The sequence below is a fragment of the Psychromonas sp. SA13A genome (assembly GCF_011378715.1).
Lineage (GTDB): Bacteria > Pseudomonadota > Gammaproteobacteria > Enterobacterales > Psychromonadaceae > Psychromonas.
In genome coordinates this window covers 207,652-228,966 of sequence record NZ_WTKU01000004.1, presented here as the reverse complement: position 1 = coordinate 228,966, position 21,315 = coordinate 207,652, and the positions used below count along the sequence as shown (strand labels likewise).

Genomic DNA, 21,315 nt, shown 5'->3' with positions numbered 1-21,315 from the left:
CAAGAAGAGTAAAGAAGGTAAGATCAAAGCCTTTATAAGTATTGCATTGATATTTAAGTCCGTTAGTTGTTTGGCCTTTATTTTTTAGCTTTTCTTCGAGCTCTCTGTGCAGTGCAGCGGCTTCGTGGTTGCTTTGGTTTTAAGATAAAAGCGAAAATCAAAAGATAAAGGCAATTAACCACGAAGGCACGAAGGGTGAAGAAGGTAAAATCAAAAGGTCAGTAATAAAAGCATTTAAGCTTTTTATACTTACTTAAGTTTTTTCACTGTTTAGCTTTTCTTCGTGCTCTCTGTGCAGCGGAGCGGCTTCGTGGTTGCTTTGGTTTTTAAGGTCAAAAGCGGTTGACCACGAAGGCACGAAGGGTGAAGAAGGTAAGATCGAAACCTTTTAAAGAATAAAAAAACTTACATCTTTTATATCCATTACTTTGAGGTTGTATCTTATTTTTGCTGTTTTAGCTTTTCTTCGTGCTCTTTGTGCAGCGTAGCGGCTTCGTGGTTGCTTTTGTTTTAAGATAAAAGCGAAAATCAAAAGATAAAGGCAATTAACCACGAAGGCACGAAGGGTGAAGAAGGTAAAATCAAAAGCTTTGTAAATAATGAAAAAGTTAAAGTTTTATATTTAATATCTTAGTTTTTTCAGCTTTATCCTACCTTTATTATTTAGCTTTTCTTCGTGCTCTCTGTGCAGCGTAGAGGCTTTGTGGTTGCTTGAGTCTTTTGAATCTAAACCAAGCAACCGCTTACTTATTTAATCAATAGCTTTTAGAGTGGCTTTTAATAGTGACCAGTAATTATCTACTGAGGCTATGTGTACTTTCTCATCGGGGCTGTGTGGGAATTTAATCGTCGGACCAAATGAAATCATATCCCAGTACGGGTATTTGTCGCTGAATAAACCACATTCCAATCCTGCGTGTATGACCATTGTTTTAGGCTTTTTATCAAATAAGCGTTGATACTCGTTCTCCATGGTTTTATATATTGTCGATTGCTTATTGGGTGTCCAACCTGGGTAATTTCCTTCCTTTGCTACGCGAGCATTGAACTGTTGAAAATGCTCTGCCATTAAATCGGCTTGATGTTGCTTGTCAGCTTCTACTTGTGAACGAACTAATACTTGAATGGCAAAATGATTCACCGCACCGGTTTTTTGTGTGATCACGCCTAAGTTACTTGACGTTTCTACTACATTAGGAAAGTTATCATCCATCGCAAATACGCCGTTTCTACAGGTCAGTAATGCTTTTAGTAAATTTTCATGACTACTGTGTGTTAAAACTGAACTCGGTAAAGCGCAAGATTTAATACTAAGTGTAAAATTACTCTCACTTTCTTTGAATTTATCATTAAGTTTAATTTTTAAGGTACTGATTACTGTATCAATACTATTTTGATATTGCTGATCACAAACTATTACTGCGGTCGCTTCACGAGGAATCGCATTGCGTAAGCTACCGCCGGAAAATGAAGAGATTAAAAAGGGTGCTGCGTCTAAGTCATCAAGTATCGATGCTAATTCTTTAATCGCATTGGCACGGCCTAAATTGATATCTACGCCGGAATGGCCGCCTTTAAATCCTGAAATAGTGATTTCATAAGCACTGTCTGCACTATCTGGTTCCATTTTTTCAAAGGGGAGCAATACGTTAACATTTACACCGCCTGCACAGCCCACGTATAATTCACCTTCTTGCTCTGAATCGGTGTTGATTAAAATTTTTCCGTTCAATACGCCTGCTTCTAAACCAAATGCACCGGTCATGCCTGTTTCTTCATCGGTGGTGATCAATACTTCAATAGGACCATGTTCTAAGCTGTCATCATCTAAAACAGCTAAACAAGAGGCCATACCTACGCCATTGTCTGCACCTAAAGTTGTATTGTCTGCACGTAACCATTCTCCATCTACAATTGGAATGATTGGATCGGTTAAAAAATCATGCACTTTATCGTTATTTTTTTGCGGCACCATATCTAGGTGACATTGTAGGATTACAGGGGTCTTGTCTTCAAACCCTTTAGAAGCTGATTTTTTAAGTATTAAATTGCCTATTTTGTCCATTTTACAGTCAATATTTTTTGATTGTGCCCAATTAGTAATCCAATCAGTTAATTGCTTTTCATGCTTAGAAGGATGAGGGATTTCGCATATTTTTTCAAAGAATGACCAGACTGGTGCAGCGTGATGTGATTGTAATTGTTGCATAAATAGACCTTTTACCACTTTAAAGAAGAATAACCTCAGTTTTACTTAGTTTGATTTTCAATCAATTTACGTTACAATAACATTGATCTAAATCAATTTATCTATTTTAAGTTAAGGAAGTTACCGTGTCAGAAGAAAATTTTAAAGACCCATATAGCCTACGTCATTTTCTTGGTTTATTGGTTGTGTTTTTGATCCCAACCTTGCCAGCTACTTTAACTTTAATTAAAGTACTGTCTTAAAAATCAAACGGTTATTGATTGATTAAACTATATTCAGTAACCGTTATTTCCCCCTCAACGCTACTCTTCTTTATCTCCACTGTCATTAATTTCTAGCTGTTCGAGCACTAAAATAAACGAAACTTGATCTCCGTAACTTTTCTAGCATTTGCTAACATATTTATAGCGATAAATGAATTGAGATTTATGTAATTTTTTTTACAAAAAATTAAAAATTAAATGGCCAACGTCACAGAAGATCTATAAAATACGCGGAATTTGCCAAATTTTACTATTTTCTGGTGAAAAAATGCTCTGCATGGCCTCACTCAGATTATATAAATTTTTATTTATTTGCTATTCATGGAGGTTAACTTGAGTCATTCTGCCATACTGGTATTGGAAGATGGGACTGTTTTTAAAGGCGTATCAATTGGCGCTCATGGGAGTTCTGTTGGTGAGGTTGTTTTCAACACGTCAATGACAGGCTACCAAGAAATTCTGACTGATCCATCCTATGCACGACAAATCGTTACACTCACTTACCCCCACATCGGCAACACCGGCACCAACGACGAAGACGAAGAATCCCCATCAATTCATGCATGTGGTCTTGTTATTCGTGATTTACCTCTTCTAGCAAGCAACTTCCGTAGTCAAGCATCTTTAAGCGAATACTTAACCACACGTAATGTAGTGGGTATTGCTGATATCGATACACGTAAACTAACGCGTATTTTACGTGAAAAGGGCGCGCAAGCAGGTTGTATTATTGCTGGTGAAAATATCGATGAAGCTGCTGCACTGGCACAAGCGAAAGCTTTCCCTGGCTTAAAAGGGATGGACTTAGCTAAAGAAGTGACAACTTCAGAATCATTTGAATGGTCACAAGGTAGCTGGACGTTAACAGGTGGATTACCAGAGCCCAAAACAGATTGTAAATACCATGTTGTTGCCTATGATTATGGCGTTAAACGTAATATTTTACGTATGTTAGCTGACCGCGATTGTAAGTTAACCGTGGTACCTGCACAAACACCTGCATCTGAAGTGTTAGCAATGAATCCAGACGGTATCTTCTTATCTAATGGCCCTGGTGATCCAGAACCATGTACTTACGCGATTGAAGCAATCCAAGAAATTCTAAAAACTGATATTCCAGTATTTGGTATCTGTTTAGGGCATCAGTTACTTGCATTAGCAAGTGGTGCAAAAACAGTGAAAATGAAATTTGGTCATCACGGTGCTAATCACCCTGTGAAAGATTTAGAGCGTGATGTTGTTATGATCACTGCACAAAACCATGGTTTTGCGGCTGATGCAGCAACCTTACCGGCAAATTTACGTGCGACGCATGTGTCATTGTTTGATGGTTCATTACAAGGTATTCATCGTACTGATAAAGCGGCATTTAGTTTCCAAGGTCATCCGGAAGCGAGCCCTGGCCCACATGATGCAGCGCCTTTATTTGATCACTTTATTGAATTGATTGAACAGTACAAAAACGCTTAGTTAATCAGAACACTTGTTTTCGAATACATAGAACAGATATTAAAGGTAATTCAGATGCCAAAACGTAATGACTTAAAAACTATCCTCATCATTGGTGCTGGACCGATTGTTATCGGTCAAGCCTGTGAGTTTGATTACTCAGGCGCACAAGCTTGTAAAGCGTTAAAAGAAGAAGGTTACCGTGTTGTCTTGGTAAACTCTAACCCTGCAACCATCATGACAGATCCAGAAATGGCCGATGCGACTTACATCGAACCCATTCACTGGCAAGTGGTTGAGAAAATTATCGCTAAAGAGCGCCCATGTGCAGTATTACCAACAATGGGTGGCCAAACGGCGCTTAACTGTGCATTAGAGCTTGAAGAAAAAGGTATTTTAGCGAAATACAATGTTGAAATGATTGGCGCAACAGCGGATGCAATTGATAAAGCTGAAGACCGTAGTCGTTTTGATAAAGCCATGAAGAAAATTGGACTTGAATGTCCACGTGCAGGTATCGCACATACAATGGAAGAAGCTTACGGTGTATTAGACATGGTTGGCTTCCCTTGTATTATTCGCCCTTCATTCACTATGGGTGGAACAGGCGGTGGTATCGCGTACAACAAAGAAGAATTTGACGATATTTGTTCAAACGGGTTAGACCTTTCTCCAACGAGTGAATTATTGATTGATGAATCATTAATTGGCTGGAAAGAGTATGAAATGGAAGTGGTTCGCGACAAAAATGATAACTGTATCATTGTTTGTGCGATTGAAAACTTTGACCCAATGGGGATTCATACGGGGGACTCAATTACCGTTGCACCTGCGCAAACACTAACAGACAAAGAATACCAACTAATGCGTAACGCTTCTTTAGCTGTATTACGTGAAATTGGTGTTGAAACTGGTGGCTCAAACGTTCAGTTTGGTATCAACCCTGCAGACGGCCGTATGGTTCTAATTGAAATGAACCCACGTGTATCACGTTCATCTGCACTAGCGTCTAAAGCAACGGGTTTCCCTATCGCTAAAATCGCTGCAAAACTTGCGATTGGTTACACGCTTGATGAATTGCAAAATGATATTACTGGCGGTAAAACACCAGCATCATTTGAACCAACAATCGATTACGTTGTTACTAAGATCCCGCGTTTTAACTTTGAAAAATTCGCAAACTCTAACTCGCGTTTAACAACACAAATGAAATCAGTTGGCGAAGTAATGGCGATTGGCCGTAACCAACAAGAATCATTACAAAAAGCACTTCGTGGTTTAGAAGTGGGCGCTGATGGTTTCAGCCCAATGGTTGATTTAAACGATGCTGGCGCAAAAGACAAAGTATTATACGAACTACGTGAAGCTGGTGCTGAGCGTATTTGGTACATCGGTGATGCATTCCGTTTAGGTATGACGATGGAAGAAATTCATAATATCACTATGATCGATAACTGGTTCCTGGTTCAAATCGAAGATTTAATCTTAGAAGAGAAAAAACTAGCTGAAGGCGGTTTACGTTCTTTAGATGCGGACACATTACGTAAATTAAAACGTAAAGGTTTTGCCGATAGCCGTATCGCTACTGTGATTGGTTCATCTGAAACTGAAGTACGTAAATTACGTGAGAAGTTTGATCTACATCCAGTTTACAAACGTGTTGATACCTGTGCTGCAGAGTTTTCATCTGATACGGCTTACATGTATTCAACATACGATGAAGAGTGTGAAGCTAACCCAACTGATAATGAAAAAATCATGATCATTGGTGGCGGTCCTAACCGTATTGGCCAAGGTATTGAGTTTGATTACTGTTGTGTACATGCAGCGCAAGCAATGCGTGCCGACGGTTACGAAACGATTATGGTTAACTGTAACCCAGAGACAGTTTCAACGGATTACGATACGTCTGACCGTTTATACTTTGAATCAATCACGCTTGAAGATGTGCTTGAAATCGTACGCGTTGAAAAACCTAAAGGTGTTATCGTGCAATACGGTGGTCAAACGCCACTTAAATTAGCTCGCGCACTTGAAGCCGCTGGCGTGCCAATCATCGGTACTTCACCAGAAGCGATTGACCGCGCTGAAGACCGTGAACGTTTCCAACAAGTAGTTGAGCGTTTAGGCCTTAAACAACCAGAAAACGATACAGTTACCACGCTTGAACAAGCAGTGACTTCAGCAACACGTATCGGTTATCCGTTAGTTGTACGTCCTTCCTATGTACTAGGTGGTCGTGCGATGGAAATCGTCTATGACGAAACTGATTTACGTCGTTACTTTAAAGAAGCGGTAAGTGTTTCTAACGAATCTCCTGTTCTTCTTGACCGTTTCCTAGATGACGCAATTGAAGTTGATATCGATGCAATCTGTGACGGTACTGATGTGGTTATCGGTGGCATCATGGAGCATATCGAGCAAGCGGGTGTTCACTCTGGTGACTCTGCATGTTCATTACCTGCTTATACACTAAGTGCTGAAATCCAAGACGAAATGCGTGGCTACATTAAGGCCCTCGCATTAGAGTTAGGCGTTGTTGGTTTAATGAATACACAGCTTGCCGTTAAAGATAACGAAGTTTACATGATTGAAGTAAACCCTCGTGCAGCACGTACTGTGCCGTTTGTATCTAAAGCGACCAGTGTGCCAATTGCTAAAATAGGCGCAAGTGTGATGGCGGGTAAAACGCTGAAAGAACTTGGTATTACTGAAGAAGTTATTCCACCGTATTACTCTGTTAAAGAAGTAGTATTACCGTTCAACAAATTTCCAGGCTCAGATCCAATCTTAGGCCCAGAAATGCGTTCAACAGGTGAAGTAATGGGTGCAGGTGCTACCTTTGCTGAAGCGTATGCAAAAGCTGAATTAGGTTCAACTAAAGAAGTACCTGAAATTGGCCGCGCCTTAATCTCTGTACGTAACAGTGATAAAAAGCGTGTTGCTAAACTCGCACAACAAATGCTGGACTTAGGCTTTGAACTAGATGCAACGCACGGCACCATGATCGTATTACAAGATGCAGGCATTCATGCTCGCCTTGTGAATAAAGTGAGCGAAGGTCGTCCGCACATTCTTGACCGTGTTAAAAACAGTGAATACAAATACATTGTGAACACAACAGAAGGGCGTGTATCAATTGAAGATTCACGTCAGTTACGTCGTGCAGCATTACGTTACAAAGTAAACTACACCACAACGCTAAACGGTGCATTTGCAACTTGCCGTGCTCATACTGCTGACCCAACAGCACCAGAAGCAACAGTAAGTTCAGTTCAAGAGCTACATAAACGCATTAATGGTTAATCATTAATTTGATAATCAATAATCTAGTTTAAATAGCTAACAAGAAGCCACTCAATTGAGTGGCTTTTTTTGGTTATTAGTAAGCGAATTACTTAAATTACTTACTAATAGCCAATATAAATACCTACAAATTTCCTTTCTAATAAGCAAGATATAAATCTACAAAACTAGATGCTTGTCACAATTTAAACTGTATTTTACATGTTTGTATGTGACCTAAAGTTGATATTGTGTCTGGTTTGGTTGAATAAAAGCGATAAGGGCCTAGGGTAAATTTATGGAGTGTCGTTGGAGAGTTTTTAGATAGATAAATGCATTTTGGACTATTTTGAAGAAACTTCTGTATATATCAGCTAAACAAAGGTCGATGAATTTGGCTATGTTTAAAGTTGGAGAGGGTATGAAAGTATTCTTATTTTTTATTGTAATAACTAGTATTAGTTCTTGCTCTGTCATCAAAGTATCTTCAAATGATGAAGTTAACATTACTCGAAAATTTGGGTTTGTTAATGTTATTAATGCTCCTAGTGAAGGTATGTATACCGAATATTATTTTGTCGGTATTGGTTTGGTAGATAATGACTTTGTAATCGGCTATCAAAATTCCAAAAAACTAAGTATGCCAAAAGATGCTTGCACTATCTTCATCGATAACAATTCCTATATTAAAAGCTCCACCCTGAATTACCTCAAAAAAATTAATTGCACCTTCATCTACCTAAATAAGGAGTAAATTATGAGCATAACACGATGCGCTTTAATTACCTTTTCATGTGTCAGCCTTATGGGGTGTTCACTGGGGCAGGATAGTATTTTATTTGTAACTAAAACGTCGGTTGCCATAGATATAGATACCAATCCACTTACGTTTGATGTCGGTTATGGTCGCTATGAAGGGAGTATTGCACCGGTCGCTGAAGATGGAGAAGTACTTCCTTTGTTATCAAGTGTTAATGCGGAAGGGAGTATTTCTTCGGGGGTCTTTGGAGCAGGAGTCTCACAAAATTTTGGGGTAGGTAATGCCGCTGTCATCATGAGTCAGTATTTAGGTTCGGAGTCGAATCCAATCAATAATCAATCAGTTGATTTTTCTCAACTTATTGATAAACCTGCCAGCATAAAAGGCACGATTAACGACGATAATAAACGTTACTTTTTTGGAACCAAAACAACACTGGGGTTTACTACAAGTTTTGCACCTGAAAGAGGTTATACACCAGACAGTATTGCGCTCGGATATAAACGGAAAGAGCTTGCTTATGTACCAATTAAGGAAAATTCAACAGCAGGTACGTTGTCAATTCCGTCCATGATAGCGACGACCGGTACCTCCCAAAACGCCGGGGTAAATGAATCTGGATTTTCAGTGACTCAGTTTTATGCAACGGGTAAAGCAGCTAGTTATTTAGCTGCGAATCCTACCATTAGAAACTCTGTTATTACTAAAATTATTGGTGATGATGAAGTTTCTGAAAAATTAATTGAAGCAGCTGAAAAAAAGGTTAAAACTGAAATTACTGCACAACGGAATTTAGGAAAAGAGGTTTCTTTAAAGGCCAATAATATCATTGATAATTTTTCTACTGATCAACAATTAGACACTGCACTTAAAGAAATGATTGAAATGGGGATTGCTCAACCCGATGAAAAATTCAGCAATAATATGTCCGTAGATGATAAAAAGTCACTGTTAAAAAATCAAACTGTATCTCTTGGCGATAAATCAACAATTGAGAAGATTCAGAAATGGTTATCTAATAACAGTTAATTAAAGGGGGTCATCATGCCTATTAATAATGTAGAAGTAGTTATTTCACAGCAAAGTAAAGTAGAAATTCAATCAGCGCTGGATATGATTAATGAACATAGTGGGGTAGTAAAAAAGTTAACAATAGAGGAGAGAATAGTTGACGGTATACCCGTATCTGTTTTAAAAATATTAGTTGAGACTTAGATGGTGTAGTAGCTGGGGAGAAGTCGTTATACTTTAAATATGCTAATTAGCAGATTGCTCAACGATTTATTATTTAATTTTAATGCTAAATAATTAATTATAATTGAGTGGTATTTATATTAAATAATTCTGCTTTTTATGCAGAAATATTAGTGACTACCAATTAGTACTAGGATGTAAGGAGATAAATTTTTATGCCTGAACTCGATATCGCATTTAAAATAAGCGATCAAATAATAACTTTTTGGCAGTTTTACGTTGCGGGTATTGCGAGTTTGGTTGGCTGGGTTTTTTCCAGAAATAATGCTTGGGCAAGACAAAAACGTATTGGCGTTGGTATATCTGCTGCCATCTTCTTATCGTTCAGTTTTGAAGCCTTATATAAAACAATTAACAGTTTGACAAAAATAGTTAATATTTTAGATTCCAAATGCACTGCTTCTATAGCTAATATTGATTACGAGGTATATAAAGCATCACTTGAAAGATTAGATCAGGGAGGCCTTTTATTAAACCTTGGCTTTCACTTATTAGCTGATTTTATTGTGCTTTATTTAATTTTTATTGTGTCAAAAAATGATCCTATAACTGGCCAATAAAATATACTTATAAATACATCGAACAGTCAAAATATTTTGACTGCTGATTCTCAGCCTTCCTGTATTACAAGAAAACCCTCTACTGATAGTTAATTTGCTTATTAAGTAGTTTAGCCATTTTATTTTGACTCATACCTGTTTCATTTAGTATATAAATCAGTCATTGTTATTCCTAAGTCGGTTGCTTATATGTTTTCATTTTGCATCTCTTTCAGAATAAAAAGTGATTAGTAACGATGCTCCTGACTGTTTTTTCCATCCATTCAAACTATGCATTTATGATCTGAATTCAAGCCATGAAAACAAAAAAATTCAATCAATTATTAACAGAAGTTCGTGCTTGCACCATTTGTGTATATTCAGCTCACACTTGTCATCGGGCTATAAGCTTTTGGCATAGCATTTAAATAATCTGAAAAAATCTTACCGAGATAGTCAAAAAACTGGGCTACTTATGGAGAGCAAGTTATGCCTTTTCCGCATCCCTGCCCGCGTAATAATATCTGGTTAAAGAAAAATCCATGGTTTGAAACAGAGGTATTAACCGTGTTGTAAAGTAGGGGGATAAATTACTGTTACTATATTTTTTAGTTTTATTGTGTTAAAGGTCATCAACGTATAGTCGTTATAGCCCATCAATGCTTTGTCCATCTCTGTGTGAACCTGAGTCGTCGATTGCATCACGATAAGAGCAGCGCACTCAGCCTGTAAACCGCTAGTAATTACCTATAGAAAGCTACTTTCCCTCTAATTTAATCAATTACTTACTGAAAATAGAATAATTTATTGAATCTGTATTGAATGTCAATTACTGTGCCCGCTTATACCAATGACGATAAATAGCGGTCTATTTTACTGGTTAAAATGGTGGATTTCTTGGTTATAAATTTAGTAAAGGGAACAACTGTTTGCGCCTTGAATTACGTTGTTTTTCCTAGGCGAAATCTAGATCACATACTTAACGTAATTAGTATTATTTAAATCCGTGGGCTGAAAATGAGTTGTTCTACAGCTACTTAAAGCAACAAAAAAGAGACAGAGAAAAGACTAATGGAAAAAATAAATCGTTCGCTATTAATTAAAGCACATACGTTACTTGCCGCTTTTATCTTACCTGTGGCAATTATGTTTTTTGTAACAGGTGCACTTTATACTTGGGGTATAAAAGGTGGAACTGAGAAAACGACCCAGGAACTACATATAAAAGAGCCAATTAAAGGAGGACTGACAGAGCTTGTAGCATTGGCAAAAAATGAATTACAAAAACAAGATGTAGGGTTGCCATCAGGTAATGCGAAAATTAAAAAAATAGGTTCTTCTTTTCAGCTAGAATGGAGTGGTTCAACCGTTAATGTTGTTTTAGCGCCTACATTTCAGCCTTTAATTATTACATTAACTATAGAAAATGCTAGCTGGTATCGACAGCTTGTACAGCTACACAAAGCAAAAGGTGGTACTCCTTTTAAAGTCTATGCGACTGCGTTTGCCATTGCTTTACTGTTACTAATTATCTCTGGTTTTTTGATTGCATTACAAATGCCAAAGTTACGGCAGCTAACACTCATTTCTGCTTTGCTCAGCATTGCATTATTTGTTGCCATGGTGATAAGCAGTTAAGTTTTTTATAAACAATATATTGATAACTTATTTCAAGTCTATGAACGTTTGCTATTTGTCATAACAACGCCATCTTTTGGCTATTTCACTTTATAGATTTAAGGAAGGGTCAATCAGGCTGCCACGCCGAGTTTAATTGTCGGTAGCCTGAATCTTGGATAGTGAGCAGTCAAGTTATGGGACGTTCTGGATGTGAAGTGCTGGAAATCTATAAACTTTGGTTGATGATTATTTACAAACTATCTTTTGAAGATGCATATTGTTGCACTTGGAGGTAGTTTGTTATGGCTCAATCTTGCTAATCACCAATTTCCCTGTCTCATATGCCTTTCTATCATGGTATTCCGCATGTGGTCACCATGCTTTGTTGTGTGGTGGAAGTCGTTACTTTATATGCCCTGTTCAACTTCTATCTTAGTCAATTGTTGTTAGTAATTAGTGCATTTTTATCCAATTCACCTCTAATCTATTATCTCTCGTTAGTTGATGGAGGTCTTATCTTTGACATAAATATTACCTCTGTCATGTTTATGTCATACTATTTTGCTTATATTGATTCTCTTATTTGGTATTACTTTTTTAGTTATAACAGACATCTATGGAGAGAATAATGCAAATTTCAAATTGTAAGTCACTAATTGCAGTCGGTTTTACCTTATGTATAACAGCACAATCTGTTAATGCGGAAACATTACGGTTACTCACTTGGGGTGGTTATGCGCCAAAAACCGTTGTAGATATGTTTAAAGCTGAAACTGGCATCGATGTTGAGGTGACTAAATCTAATAATGAAGACATGATTGCCAAGTTGTCTGCTACCCGTGGCGGCGGTTTTGACCTAGCTCAACCTAGCCAAGATAGAATAGCCAGCGCACAAGCTGAGTTTAATATCTATAAACCGATTGATTTATCAAAAATTGATAAGAGTTTATTTGTGGCTAGTATGTTGGATTCCACATTACAATCGTCGATATATGATGGTAAATCATATGGCGTTCCGCACATCTGGGGTACTTCTGGTTTAATTGTTAATTCTGAAAAAGCAGCCGATGTAAAAGATTATACTGACCTATGTAACGATGCTTATATGGGCAAAGTCACTTATCGTTTAAAACGTCCTACTTTAATAGCTTTTGCCTTTTCTATGGGCTTAGACCCATTTGCTGCTTATAACGATCCTGCAGAATATGAAAAAATTATGCTAAAAGTGCAGGATAAGCTAATTAGTTGTAAAGGTAACGTTAAGGCCTATTGGTCCGGTGGCGATGCGATGAAAAACTTAATGCGTACTGATGAAACTGTTGCTGCAATGGCTTGGGATGCTGGCGGCTGGCAATTACATGATGACAATCAGGCGATCAATTTTATTGCGCCAACGTCGGGTGCATTAGGCTGGATAGATGCATTTGTAATACCACGTAAAAGTAAAAACGAAAGCGCTGCTTATAAGTGGATAAATTTTGTAATGCAACCAAAAATAGCGGCGATGATCACCGACGCTGCAGGCAATTTTACTGCGTCTAAAGGAGCTGATGAATTTGTTAATGCGCCATTGAGAGCTAAGTATCAATCAAGCTTTGATACTGCGTCAATTGATAACATTAAGTGGTATCCACCGGTGCCTGCTGGCTTAGAAATGATTGAAGGTAAAGTATTAGACCGCGTTAAAGCAGCAAAATAGCATTCAGTATTTTAATTAGCATTAATTAGGTGTAACTTTGGTTGCACCTAAATTTTTTTATTGTAAAACCCATTCAATTATTAATTAGGAACTCATTTGCTTAATCATACGGATTTTGATTTGCAGTGCACTGATCTCGTTAGACAATTTGATGATTTCACTGCCGTTGACCAAGTTTCATTTGCCATCCCAAAGGGCAGTTTCTTTTCTATTCTAGGGCCTTCTGGCTGTGGTAAAACCACTCTGCTGCGTATGTTAGCTGGATTTGACGACCCGACATCGGGTGATATTTTTATCAAAGGTAAATCGATGATTGGCGTTGCGCCTAATAAGCGCCCGGTTAATATGGTTTTTCAGCACTTAGCACTCTTCCCTAATATGAATGTGTCAGAAAATATTGCCTATGGTTTGCATCGCCAAGGGATTAATAAAGTTGAAATCAAACATAAAGTAGAGCAAGTGTTAGCGCGTGTTAACCTTAGTGGCAGTGGCGAAAAGAAAATAGCACAATTATCTGGCGGACAAAAACAGCGGATAGCGATTGCGAGATGCTTGGTGCTGAATCCTGATGTTTTGTTACTGGATGAACCTTTAGGCGCCTTAGATCTGAAGTTGCGTGAGCACATGAAAGTAGAACTAAAAAAACTACAACAGGAATTCGAAACCACTTTTGTCTATATTACCCATGACCAATCGGAAGCGTTAGTGATGAGCGATCAGGTTGCGGTGATGAATCATGGCCAATTTCAACAAGTAGGTGATCCTCAGCAGTTATATTTTCAACCAGATAATGCCTTTGTAGCAGGTTTTGTTGGTGATAGTAATAAGTGGTCAGCTAAGGTAATGGATATTTTATCAGATTCATTACAGGTAAAAACAGTATCAGGCTTAGTGCTACAAGTACAAAAACCTGAGACTAAAACGTTTATTATTGGTTCAGAGGTTGAGGTGTTTATACGCCCTGAAGCTATCCATATTTCACCGATGTTAGAATCTAAAGTAGAAAGTACTCAATTACAAACGAATCAATTACATACTAATCAACTACATACCAAAGTGAACAATATTTTATTTGATGGTGCAAATAGTCAGTTGTTAGTAGAAGAGCAAACCTCTAGCGAAGAGATAAAAGTGAAACTACCACAAACTGCTGAATTTATGCACTTAAAGAAAGGCGATAAATTACAAATTTCATTTCCTATGCAGCAAGTTAACGTTTTTCCTAAAATACAGGACAAATGAATAGATGGCCATTAAAGGAAAATCAAACACACCGCTTAAATTAGGCTTACTGTTACTGCTTTGCCCGTTATTACTATGGCTAGTATTGTTAGTTATTTTGCCGCAGTTGACCATGCTGAATATTTCATTGCAAGAGCGTGTTGCACCACGCATCTATGAATATGGTTTGAGTAACTATATTGAATTTTTTACTGAGCCTCTTTATTGGAACACTTTTCTGCGCACTGCTGTGATGTCAATAATTGCCACTATATTAACGTTAATCATCGCTTTTCCAATCTCTTACTACATCGCAAAGATGTTACGAGGTCGTGCCAAGGGCTTGTTGTTGGTGCTTTGTTTGGTTCCATTTTGGGTGAGTGAGTTAGTCAGAACTTATGGCTGGATGATTCTGTTACGTGAAAGTGGTGTGATCAGCTCTTTTCTACAATATATAGGCTTTACGGAAGGGCCGATTGAGTTTCTATATACCGATGCCACCATTATGTTAGGGCTAGTTTATAGCAGTATGCTGTTTATGGTTGTGCCGTTAACATCTACCTTAGAAAGTCTTGATGATAGTTATATTGAAGCGGGATATGACTTAGGCGGCAACGGATTATCTGTGTTTTGGCACATTATTGTGCCGCATGCTAAACCTGCCATCGTATCTGGCTGCATTGTGGTCTTTATGCTTACGCTGGGTAATTATTTAACGCCTATTTTATTGGGTGGTAAATCAAGTTTATGGTTCACTGAGCAAATATTTACGCAATTTATTACGCGGTTTAATTGGCAACAGGGCTCGGCATTTGGTGTTCTATTGTTAAGTATTTCTTCTTTGATTGTTTGGCTTGGGTTGAAACTTAGCCGTCAATCATTCAGCAAAGTGATGTCCTAGGAGACTCTGTATGATCCCATCGATTCCGCAGTCAGCACTGTTTAAGTCTAGTTTTAGGATATATGCTTTTATATTTTTTACTTTTTTAATGGCTCCTTTAGTGGTTGTTGCTGTATTTGCGTTCAATGACAGTATGTTTCCCTCTCTCCCTTGGCATGGTTTTACTTGGGATTGGTTTTTCTCTGATCAAGAGCCGATGCTAGGGTTATTTCACGACCCTCAGCTATATCAATCAATTGCAACCAGCTTTCTAGTTGCAACTTGCACGACGGTTTTGGCTGTTGCGTTAGCAGTCAATAATGCTTTTTTGTTTGAACGGGCAACATTTCGAGGAAAAAGTGTTTTATATATGTTGATGTTATTACCTTTGGTAATACCTGGAGTTATTTTAGGCGTATCGATTTTAATCATGAGTTCAAGCATTGCTAATTATTTTGATGATGTATGGGCAATCGATATTGAATTGTTGAGGCCAGGTTTAACATTGGTAGTAATTGGTCAATTTGCTTTTATTACTACGATTTGCACCTTAATTGTAGCTGCCAGATTGCGCAGCTTTGATTTAAGTTTAGAGGAAGCTGCTTTGAACTTGGGAGCCACTAAATTACAAGCAATACGTACAATTACTATTCCGTATTTATTACCTGCAATTATTGGCGCTGCCGTGATCAGTTTTTTAATGTCTTTTGAGAACTTCAATACGACTCTGATGTTAGTTGGCTCGGATAGCCCTTTAACCATCACGCTTTATGACCGTCTAAGAGAGGGCGCGACACCGGTGATTAATGTTGTTTCATTATTGTTAATGTTAGCAAGTGTGGTATTGGCATTAGGTAATTACTTTTTATCAGGTCGGAAAAGTACTGCTGAATAAAAAAAGTGGGTGCTTTTCTTCCGTGTAAGGTGTCTTCAGTGAAAGGTAAAAGTTGTCAGGTTAGTCGTTGGTCGCCATATTGAATCAGGCTTTAAAAGCTTTACTCTGTTTGGCATTTTATTGCGATTCTGCCTGTTAGAAGCGTTTGAATTTTATTCGCTATAGTTTTGCGTTATCGGCGGTTAACTTTCTTAATCTAAAAAATGAGCAAATAAAGTCATACTCGACTTGTTGTAACATTGTCTAATAATGTAATCGCTCATAAGGGATTACATTAATCATTACACTGATACAATTAATCACTCATCTGACACAGGGAGTGTGATGCACTTATAAAATAATTTCTCTTCGACAGTCATTTACTTCCACTCCTAAAAAAGAGCCTAATAACTCAGCGTCTTGTAGTAACTGCTGTTGATCGTTATGGTTTAAAATATTAATTCTTCGTCCATGTTCAGTTAATAAATTCAATTCATAACAGGCGTAGTTTAATGCATGTTTACGTTGAATAATTTTGTTATTTATTTGTATAGAGGTAATGTTTTGGAGTTTAACGTCGCGGTCTTTATGGTTATTAAACACACCGGTTTTTCGATCAAAACTGACTCGACTCATAAATGGTTGAATTAATGATATGCCGAAGGTGCTTATTGCGATACCAAATCCCCCAAGAAAAATGGCAAAGTCATATTTGCTTAAAACCATTAATTGGTAACTTGCAAGGCTCATTAAAAATACCCCCACAACAATGTAAACGACACAAAATAACATGGCAGTGATAGTCGGTCGCAAAAAAGCAATATCATCAATAACAACCACCTTATGTGATAAAAATTTAGGGCCGTCTCGCAGTAATGGACGCGTTAAATCAATTGTTACTGTTTCCGTTTCGTTATCATTCTCGTTCATATACCTTCCTTGTATATCGTCTGTAATAGCCAACGCTGAAAGAAATAAAATACACTTGCTAATCTTTATTATGTAGAAAATATATACAAAATAAGTAGTGAGTATCCTATACAAAAAAACTCACCGAAGTGAGTTTTTTATTAAATACGGTTAACAAAAACCGTTAATAAACCGTTAATAAACCGTTAATAAACTGTTTTATGCTGACTGCTTTACAAAGATCAGTCAGTGTAGTTTATTTTGTATCGTATGTTTTTATTTCGCCAGATTTAACACGAGCAATAAATGAATGTAATTCTTTTTTCACGATTGGCATTAAGAAGTATAAACCAATGATATTGAAGATAGACATTGCAAATAAAGCTGCATCAGAGAAGTCAATAACAGCGCCAAACTGGATGGTCGCACCAAGAACTACAAATAAACAGAAAATAACCTTGAAAATAAATTCTGTTGATTTACCTTCACCAAATAGGTAAGTCCATGCTTTCAATCCATAGTATGACCAAGAGATCATTGTTGAGAATGCAAACATGATAACTGCTAATGCTAGTAAGTATTTAAAGACGCCTGCAGTTTCAGTAAATGATGCGGCTGTTAATGTAACACCTGTTAAACCACTGCCATCAAAAGGTGCAACATTTAATCCTGCAATGATGATGACTAATGCCGTCATGGTACAAATAACAACAGTATCAATGAATGGTTCTAATAAAGATACAAGACCTTCAGTGATAGGCTCTTTAGTTTTAACTGCGGAGTGAGCAATCGCTGCGGAACCGACCCCTGCTTCATTGGAGAAGGTCGCGCGTTTTAGACCTTGAATTAATGCACCAATGAAACCACCAACAACACCGGCTCCGGTGAAAGCACCTTCAACGATAGAAGCAAAAGCAGGACCTACTTGCTCAATATTTACAACAATAACAATAAGTGCCATGCCTACATATAACGCAGCCATCCATGGAACAACTCGCTCAGTTACCGATGCAATTGAAGGCATACCACCAACAATTACTGAAAATACTAATGAAGCCAGTACAATACCAGTAATAACACCATATTCACTTGGTACGTCAAAGGCATACGTTAACATTGCATGTGCTTGGTTTGCTTGGAACATGTTACCAGCACCTAACGTTGCTAAAATACACATTAATGCAAAACCAACCGCTAATATTTTACCTAAACCACCGAGGCCTTTTTCACTTAACCCTTGGCTTAAGTAATACATTGGACCACCAGATACAACACCCGATGGTAAAATAGTTCTGTATTTTACACCTAAAGTACATTCACAGAATTTAGACGCCATGCCCAGAAGACCACATAAGATCATCCAGAAAGTTGCGCCCGGGCCACCAATTGCAAGTGCGACACCAACACCGGCAATATTACCAAGACCAACAGTACCTGAAAGGGCCGTTGTTAATGCTTGGAAGTGAGAAACTTCGCCTTCTTCTTTAGAGTTGGGATCTGTATATTTACCTTTTATAATATTAATCGCTAGTCCAACACGTTTAAACTGTACAAAGCCAAAATAGATAGTGAAGATCAAGGCTGCTACTAATAACCAACCAACGATTAATGGAAAGCTTGCTTCGCCAATAGGAACACTTTTAAATATTAAGCTAACAAACCAACCTGTGTAATCACTAAAAAAACCATCAACTGATTGACTTAGAGAGTTAACCGCTTGTCCAAATCCACTCATTTCTTCAGCCAAAGCATTGGCGCTAAAGGCTAATAGAAAGAAGGGTATAAATTTTCGTGTTTTTATCATGTTTATTTCCTTATACATGTTAATTTCCTTATATAAAATATGCAGAGAGATTAGTTGTTTAAAGTCAAAGCATATTCAGCATAAATAGTGTAAATGATTTAAGCCAGTGTTATTGACTATTTTCTTTGATTTTTATGGATTAAAAATCAGTTTCAACCAATATAGATGTTAAATTTAGGTTAAAGTTTTGTTTATTCTGTTGTGTGAGGCTGAACAGTCTGAATCTAAACTATTGTGAAGTTGAACTGGATTTAGCCGATTCACCGTTAATACCATACATCGCTTAATGCTGTTTCGCTAACCCTATTAAATATGTTTTCATCTTAGAACTGATTGTCTTAATGTTAGTTTTAATATAAAACCTGTTTAATTAAAAGGTATAAGCCTGACCTTAAGCTCACCAAGTTATGTATATAAGTTAACAATCTGCAATTGTTTTAACCTTCATCTTACAGCTATCATTTGTTAACAATTTAATAACATTATTTTATTGTATTACATTGATATCTATTGATTATTTCCCAGAGTATTTTCACTATTGTTTGCTATTTATCAAAAGCGAATTAAAATAGCGCCGGATTTAAACCACTTTCATTTCTCCTGATGTTGGTCTGGTTCTGAGTAACAGCAATCACAGAATTATCCAGCCTTCACAGATAGGTGCCCATTCAGCGCATTCTGTAGGGATCAAGAAATACTCACTACCATTTAAATATTTTATTTGTTAGAAAAATTAACCTCAAATGACGCACTCAAAAATCACATCAATCGCTATCGGTGCTTTTTGGCTATTGTTCCTTGCTCTTTTATTTGCAACTACAAGCGCGATAGATGAGGTGATTAATTTTACAAAAATAGTTAAAAGGTAAATATACCAAGGATACAAACACCATGCTTGAACAGCATAGTAAGACTAAAACACAACGAAATTCTGATCTTATATATCGTTTAGATGATCGTCCGCCACTGCCTGAAACACTTTTTGCAGCGACTCAACATTTATTAGCTATGTTTGTTGCAGTGATCACTCCCTCTTTAATTATATGCCAAGCATTGGGTTTACCTGCCAGCGATACTAATACCATCGTTAGCATGTCGTTATTTGCATCCGGCATTGCTTCTTTTATTCAAATTCGTACCTTTGGTCCGATAGGCTCTGGCTTATTATCAATACAAGGTACTAGTTTTAATTTTTTAGGTCCGATCATTGGTGCTGGCTTAGCGCTTAAAGCGGGTGGTGCCGATATTAGTACTATGATGGCTGCTATTTTCGGTACAATTCTATTTGCCTCATTAACCGAAGTATTTATCTCCCGTGTGCTACAACATACGCAACGCATTATTACACCGCTTGTATCAGGCATTGTTGTTACGCTGATTGGTCTGACATTGATCCAAATTGGTTTAACCTCCATGGGAGGGGGTTATGCAGCGATTGAAGATGGTAGTTTCGGTAGCCTTGATAATTTAATGCTAGCGGGAACAGTATTAGGCTTTATTGTGTTATTGAATCGCGTAAAGCATCCTTATTTACGTGTTTCATCGATCGTTATTGCCATGATAGCAGGCACGGTATTAGCTTGGTTTATGGGTATGTTAAACACAACGGATGCGCCTGAAACAGCTTTAATCGCAGTTCCGTCGGTGATGCAATATGGTTTAGGCTTCGATTGGGGATTATTAATTCCCTTGGTGATTGTATTTGCGGTGACGTCATTAGAGGCGATCGGAGACATAACAGCAACCTCTGAAACATCTGAGCAACCGGTTTCTGGCCCACTTTATTTGAAACGTATAAAAGGCGGTGTATTAGCAGATGGTTTGAACTCGGCTATCGCTTCGTTATTAAATAGCTTCCCTAATTCTACCTTTAGCCAAAACAACGGAATTATTCAGCTAACGGGTGTAGCAAGTCGTTACATCGGTTATTTTGTGGCGGGTATGTTGGTGTTACTTGGTTTATTTCCTGGTGTTGCTAACTTAGTACAATTAATTCCTGAGCCAGTATTAGGTGGAGCGACGGTGGTTATGTTTGGTACCATTGCTGCTTCAGGTATTCGTATCATTTCTCGTTGTGATCTGGATCGCCGTGCTATTTTAATCATGGCTCTATCATTTTCAATGGGATTAGGCATTGGGCAGAACCCTGAAATTCTTCAGTTCATGCCGGACTGGGTGAAAAGTATTTTATCTTCTGGGATGGCGGCGGGTGGTATTACGGCGATATTCTTAAACTTAGTTTTACCTGAAGAACCAAAGCAAAACAAAGATTAAAACAAGTTTGTAACTTGCTATCGACAACCGTATTGCTACCTGATTAACAGCAGTACGGTTTCATTTAATTATTTATCTATTTTGTACTATACCTCTCACACTATACCTACTTTCTCTATATCTATTTCAAACTGTACCTATTCCACTTAATCCTCATTTCGCTCTTTACGTATTCAACTCGATAGCGCAATACCAAATATTAACGGTTAATTTATGTACTGCTGTTATGAGGTATATTAATTGTGCACTTATTCACTTCTCATATGGTTAAGCAC

General features: G+C 37.6%; 15 protein-coding genes. 12 read left to right on the top strand and 3 right to left on the bottom strand.

Annotated elements, in window-relative coordinates:
- Positions 1-751: 751 nt before the first annotated feature.
- Positions 752-2,209 (bottom strand): aminoacyl-histidine dipeptidase, encoded by a 1,458-nt coding sequence (locus GQR44_RS06335; RefSeq protein ID WP_166370412.1) that lies wholly within the window; start codon positions 2,207-2,209, stop codon positions 752-754.
- Between the two features lie 584 nt (positions 2,210-2,793).
- Between GQR44_RS06335 and carA the strand changes: the two genes are divergently transcribed.
- The 11 genes from carA to GQR44_RS06280 all read left to right on the top strand — a co-directional run bounded on the left by carA (position 2,794) and on the right by GQR44_RS06280 (position 16,074).
- Positions 2,794-3,942: a glutamine-hydrolyzing carbamoyl-phosphate synthase small subunit gene (gene carA / locus GQR44_RS06330; protein ID WP_205962982.1), complete on the top strand. Its 1,149-nt coding sequence runs from the start codon at positions 2,794-2,796 to the stop codon at positions 3,940-3,942.
- 54 nt (positions 3,943-3,996) lie between these two features.
- The gene (gene carB / locus GQR44_RS06325; protein ID WP_166370408.1) at positions 3,997-7,227 is read left to right on the top strand and encodes a carbamoyl-phosphate synthase large subunit; all 3,231 of its coding nucleotides are present in this window, start codon (positions 3,997-3,999) and stop codon (positions 7,225-7,227) included.
- Positions 7,228-7,600: 373 nt separating this feature from the next.
- A complete protein-coding gene (locus tag GQR44_RS06320) occupies positions 7,601-7,960 on the top strand; it encodes a hypothetical protein (RefSeq protein WP_166370406.1) in 360 nt (119 codons plus the stop codon).
- A 3-nt stretch (positions 7,961-7,963) separates the two neighbouring features.
- Positions 7,964-8,995 carry a hypothetical protein gene (locus GQR44_RS06315; protein WP_166370404.1) on the top strand — a complete coding sequence of 344 codons (1,032 nt, stop codon included), beginning with the start codon at positions 7,964-7,966 and terminating at the stop codon, positions 8,993-8,995.
- Between the two features lie 15 nt (positions 8,996-9,010).
- Positions 9,011-9,181, top strand: a complete 171-nt coding sequence (locus GQR44_RS06310; RefSeq protein ID WP_166370402.1) for a hypothetical protein — start codon at positions 9,011-9,013, stop codon at positions 9,179-9,181.
- 194 nt (positions 9,182-9,375) lie between these two features.
- Positions 9,376-9,780, top strand: a complete 405-nt coding sequence (locus tag GQR44_RS06305) for a hypothetical protein (protein ID WP_166370400.1) — start codon at positions 9,376-9,378, stop codon at positions 9,778-9,780.
- 1,050 nt (positions 9,781-10,830) lie between these two features.
- Positions 10,831-11,397 carry a PepSY domain-containing protein gene (locus GQR44_RS06300; RefSeq protein ID WP_166370398.1) on the top strand — a complete coding sequence of 189 codons (567 nt, stop codon included), beginning with the start codon at positions 10,831-10,833 and terminating at the stop codon, positions 11,395-11,397.
- A 610-nt stretch (positions 11,398-12,007) separates the two neighbouring features.
- Complete coding sequence (locus GQR44_RS06295) at positions 12,008-13,078, top strand: extracellular solute-binding protein (RefSeq protein ID WP_166370396.1); 1,071 nt, start codon at positions 12,008-12,010, stop codon at positions 13,076-13,078.
- Positions 13,079-13,174: 96 nt separating this feature from the next.
- Positions 13,175-14,320 carry an ABC transporter ATP-binding protein gene (locus tag GQR44_RS06290; protein WP_166370394.1) on the top strand — a complete coding sequence of 382 codons (1,146 nt, stop codon included), beginning with the start codon at positions 13,175-13,177 and terminating at the stop codon, positions 14,318-14,320.
- Positions 14,321-14,324: 4 nt separating this feature from the next.
- Positions 14,325-15,200 carry an ABC transporter permease gene (locus GQR44_RS06285; RefSeq protein WP_166370392.1) on the top strand — a complete coding sequence of 292 codons (876 nt, stop codon included), beginning with the start codon at positions 14,325-14,327 and terminating at the stop codon, positions 15,198-15,200.
- Between the two features lie 10 nt (positions 15,201-15,210).
- Positions 15,211-16,074: an ABC transporter permease gene (locus tag GQR44_RS06280; RefSeq protein WP_166370390.1), complete on the top strand. Its 864-nt coding sequence runs from the start codon at positions 15,211-15,213 to the stop codon at positions 16,072-16,074.
- A 330-nt stretch (positions 16,075-16,404) separates the two neighbouring features.
- Here the strand turns inward: GQR44_RS06280 and GQR44_RS06275 are convergent, their stop codons facing one another.
- Together GQR44_RS06275 and GQR44_RS06270 are read right to left on the bottom strand one after the other, a co-directional pair.
- Positions 16,405-16,983 (bottom strand): hypothetical protein, encoded by a 579-nt coding sequence (locus GQR44_RS06275; protein ID WP_166370388.1) that lies wholly within the window; start codon positions 16,981-16,983, stop codon positions 16,405-16,407.
- Positions 16,984-17,218: 235 nt separating this feature from the next.
- Entirely contained in the window at positions 17,219-18,766 is a 1,548-nt protein-coding gene (locus GQR44_RS06270) for an alanine/glycine:cation symporter family protein (protein WP_166370386.1), read from the bottom strand.
- A gap of 891 nt (positions 18,767-19,657) precedes the next feature.
- Here GQR44_RS06270 and GQR44_RS06265 point away from each other — a divergent pair.
- A complete protein-coding gene (locus GQR44_RS06265; RefSeq protein WP_166370384.1) occupies positions 19,658-21,040 on the top strand; it encodes a uracil-xanthine permease family protein in 1,383 nt (460 codons plus the stop codon).
- Positions 21,041-21,315 lie beyond the last annotated feature (275 nt).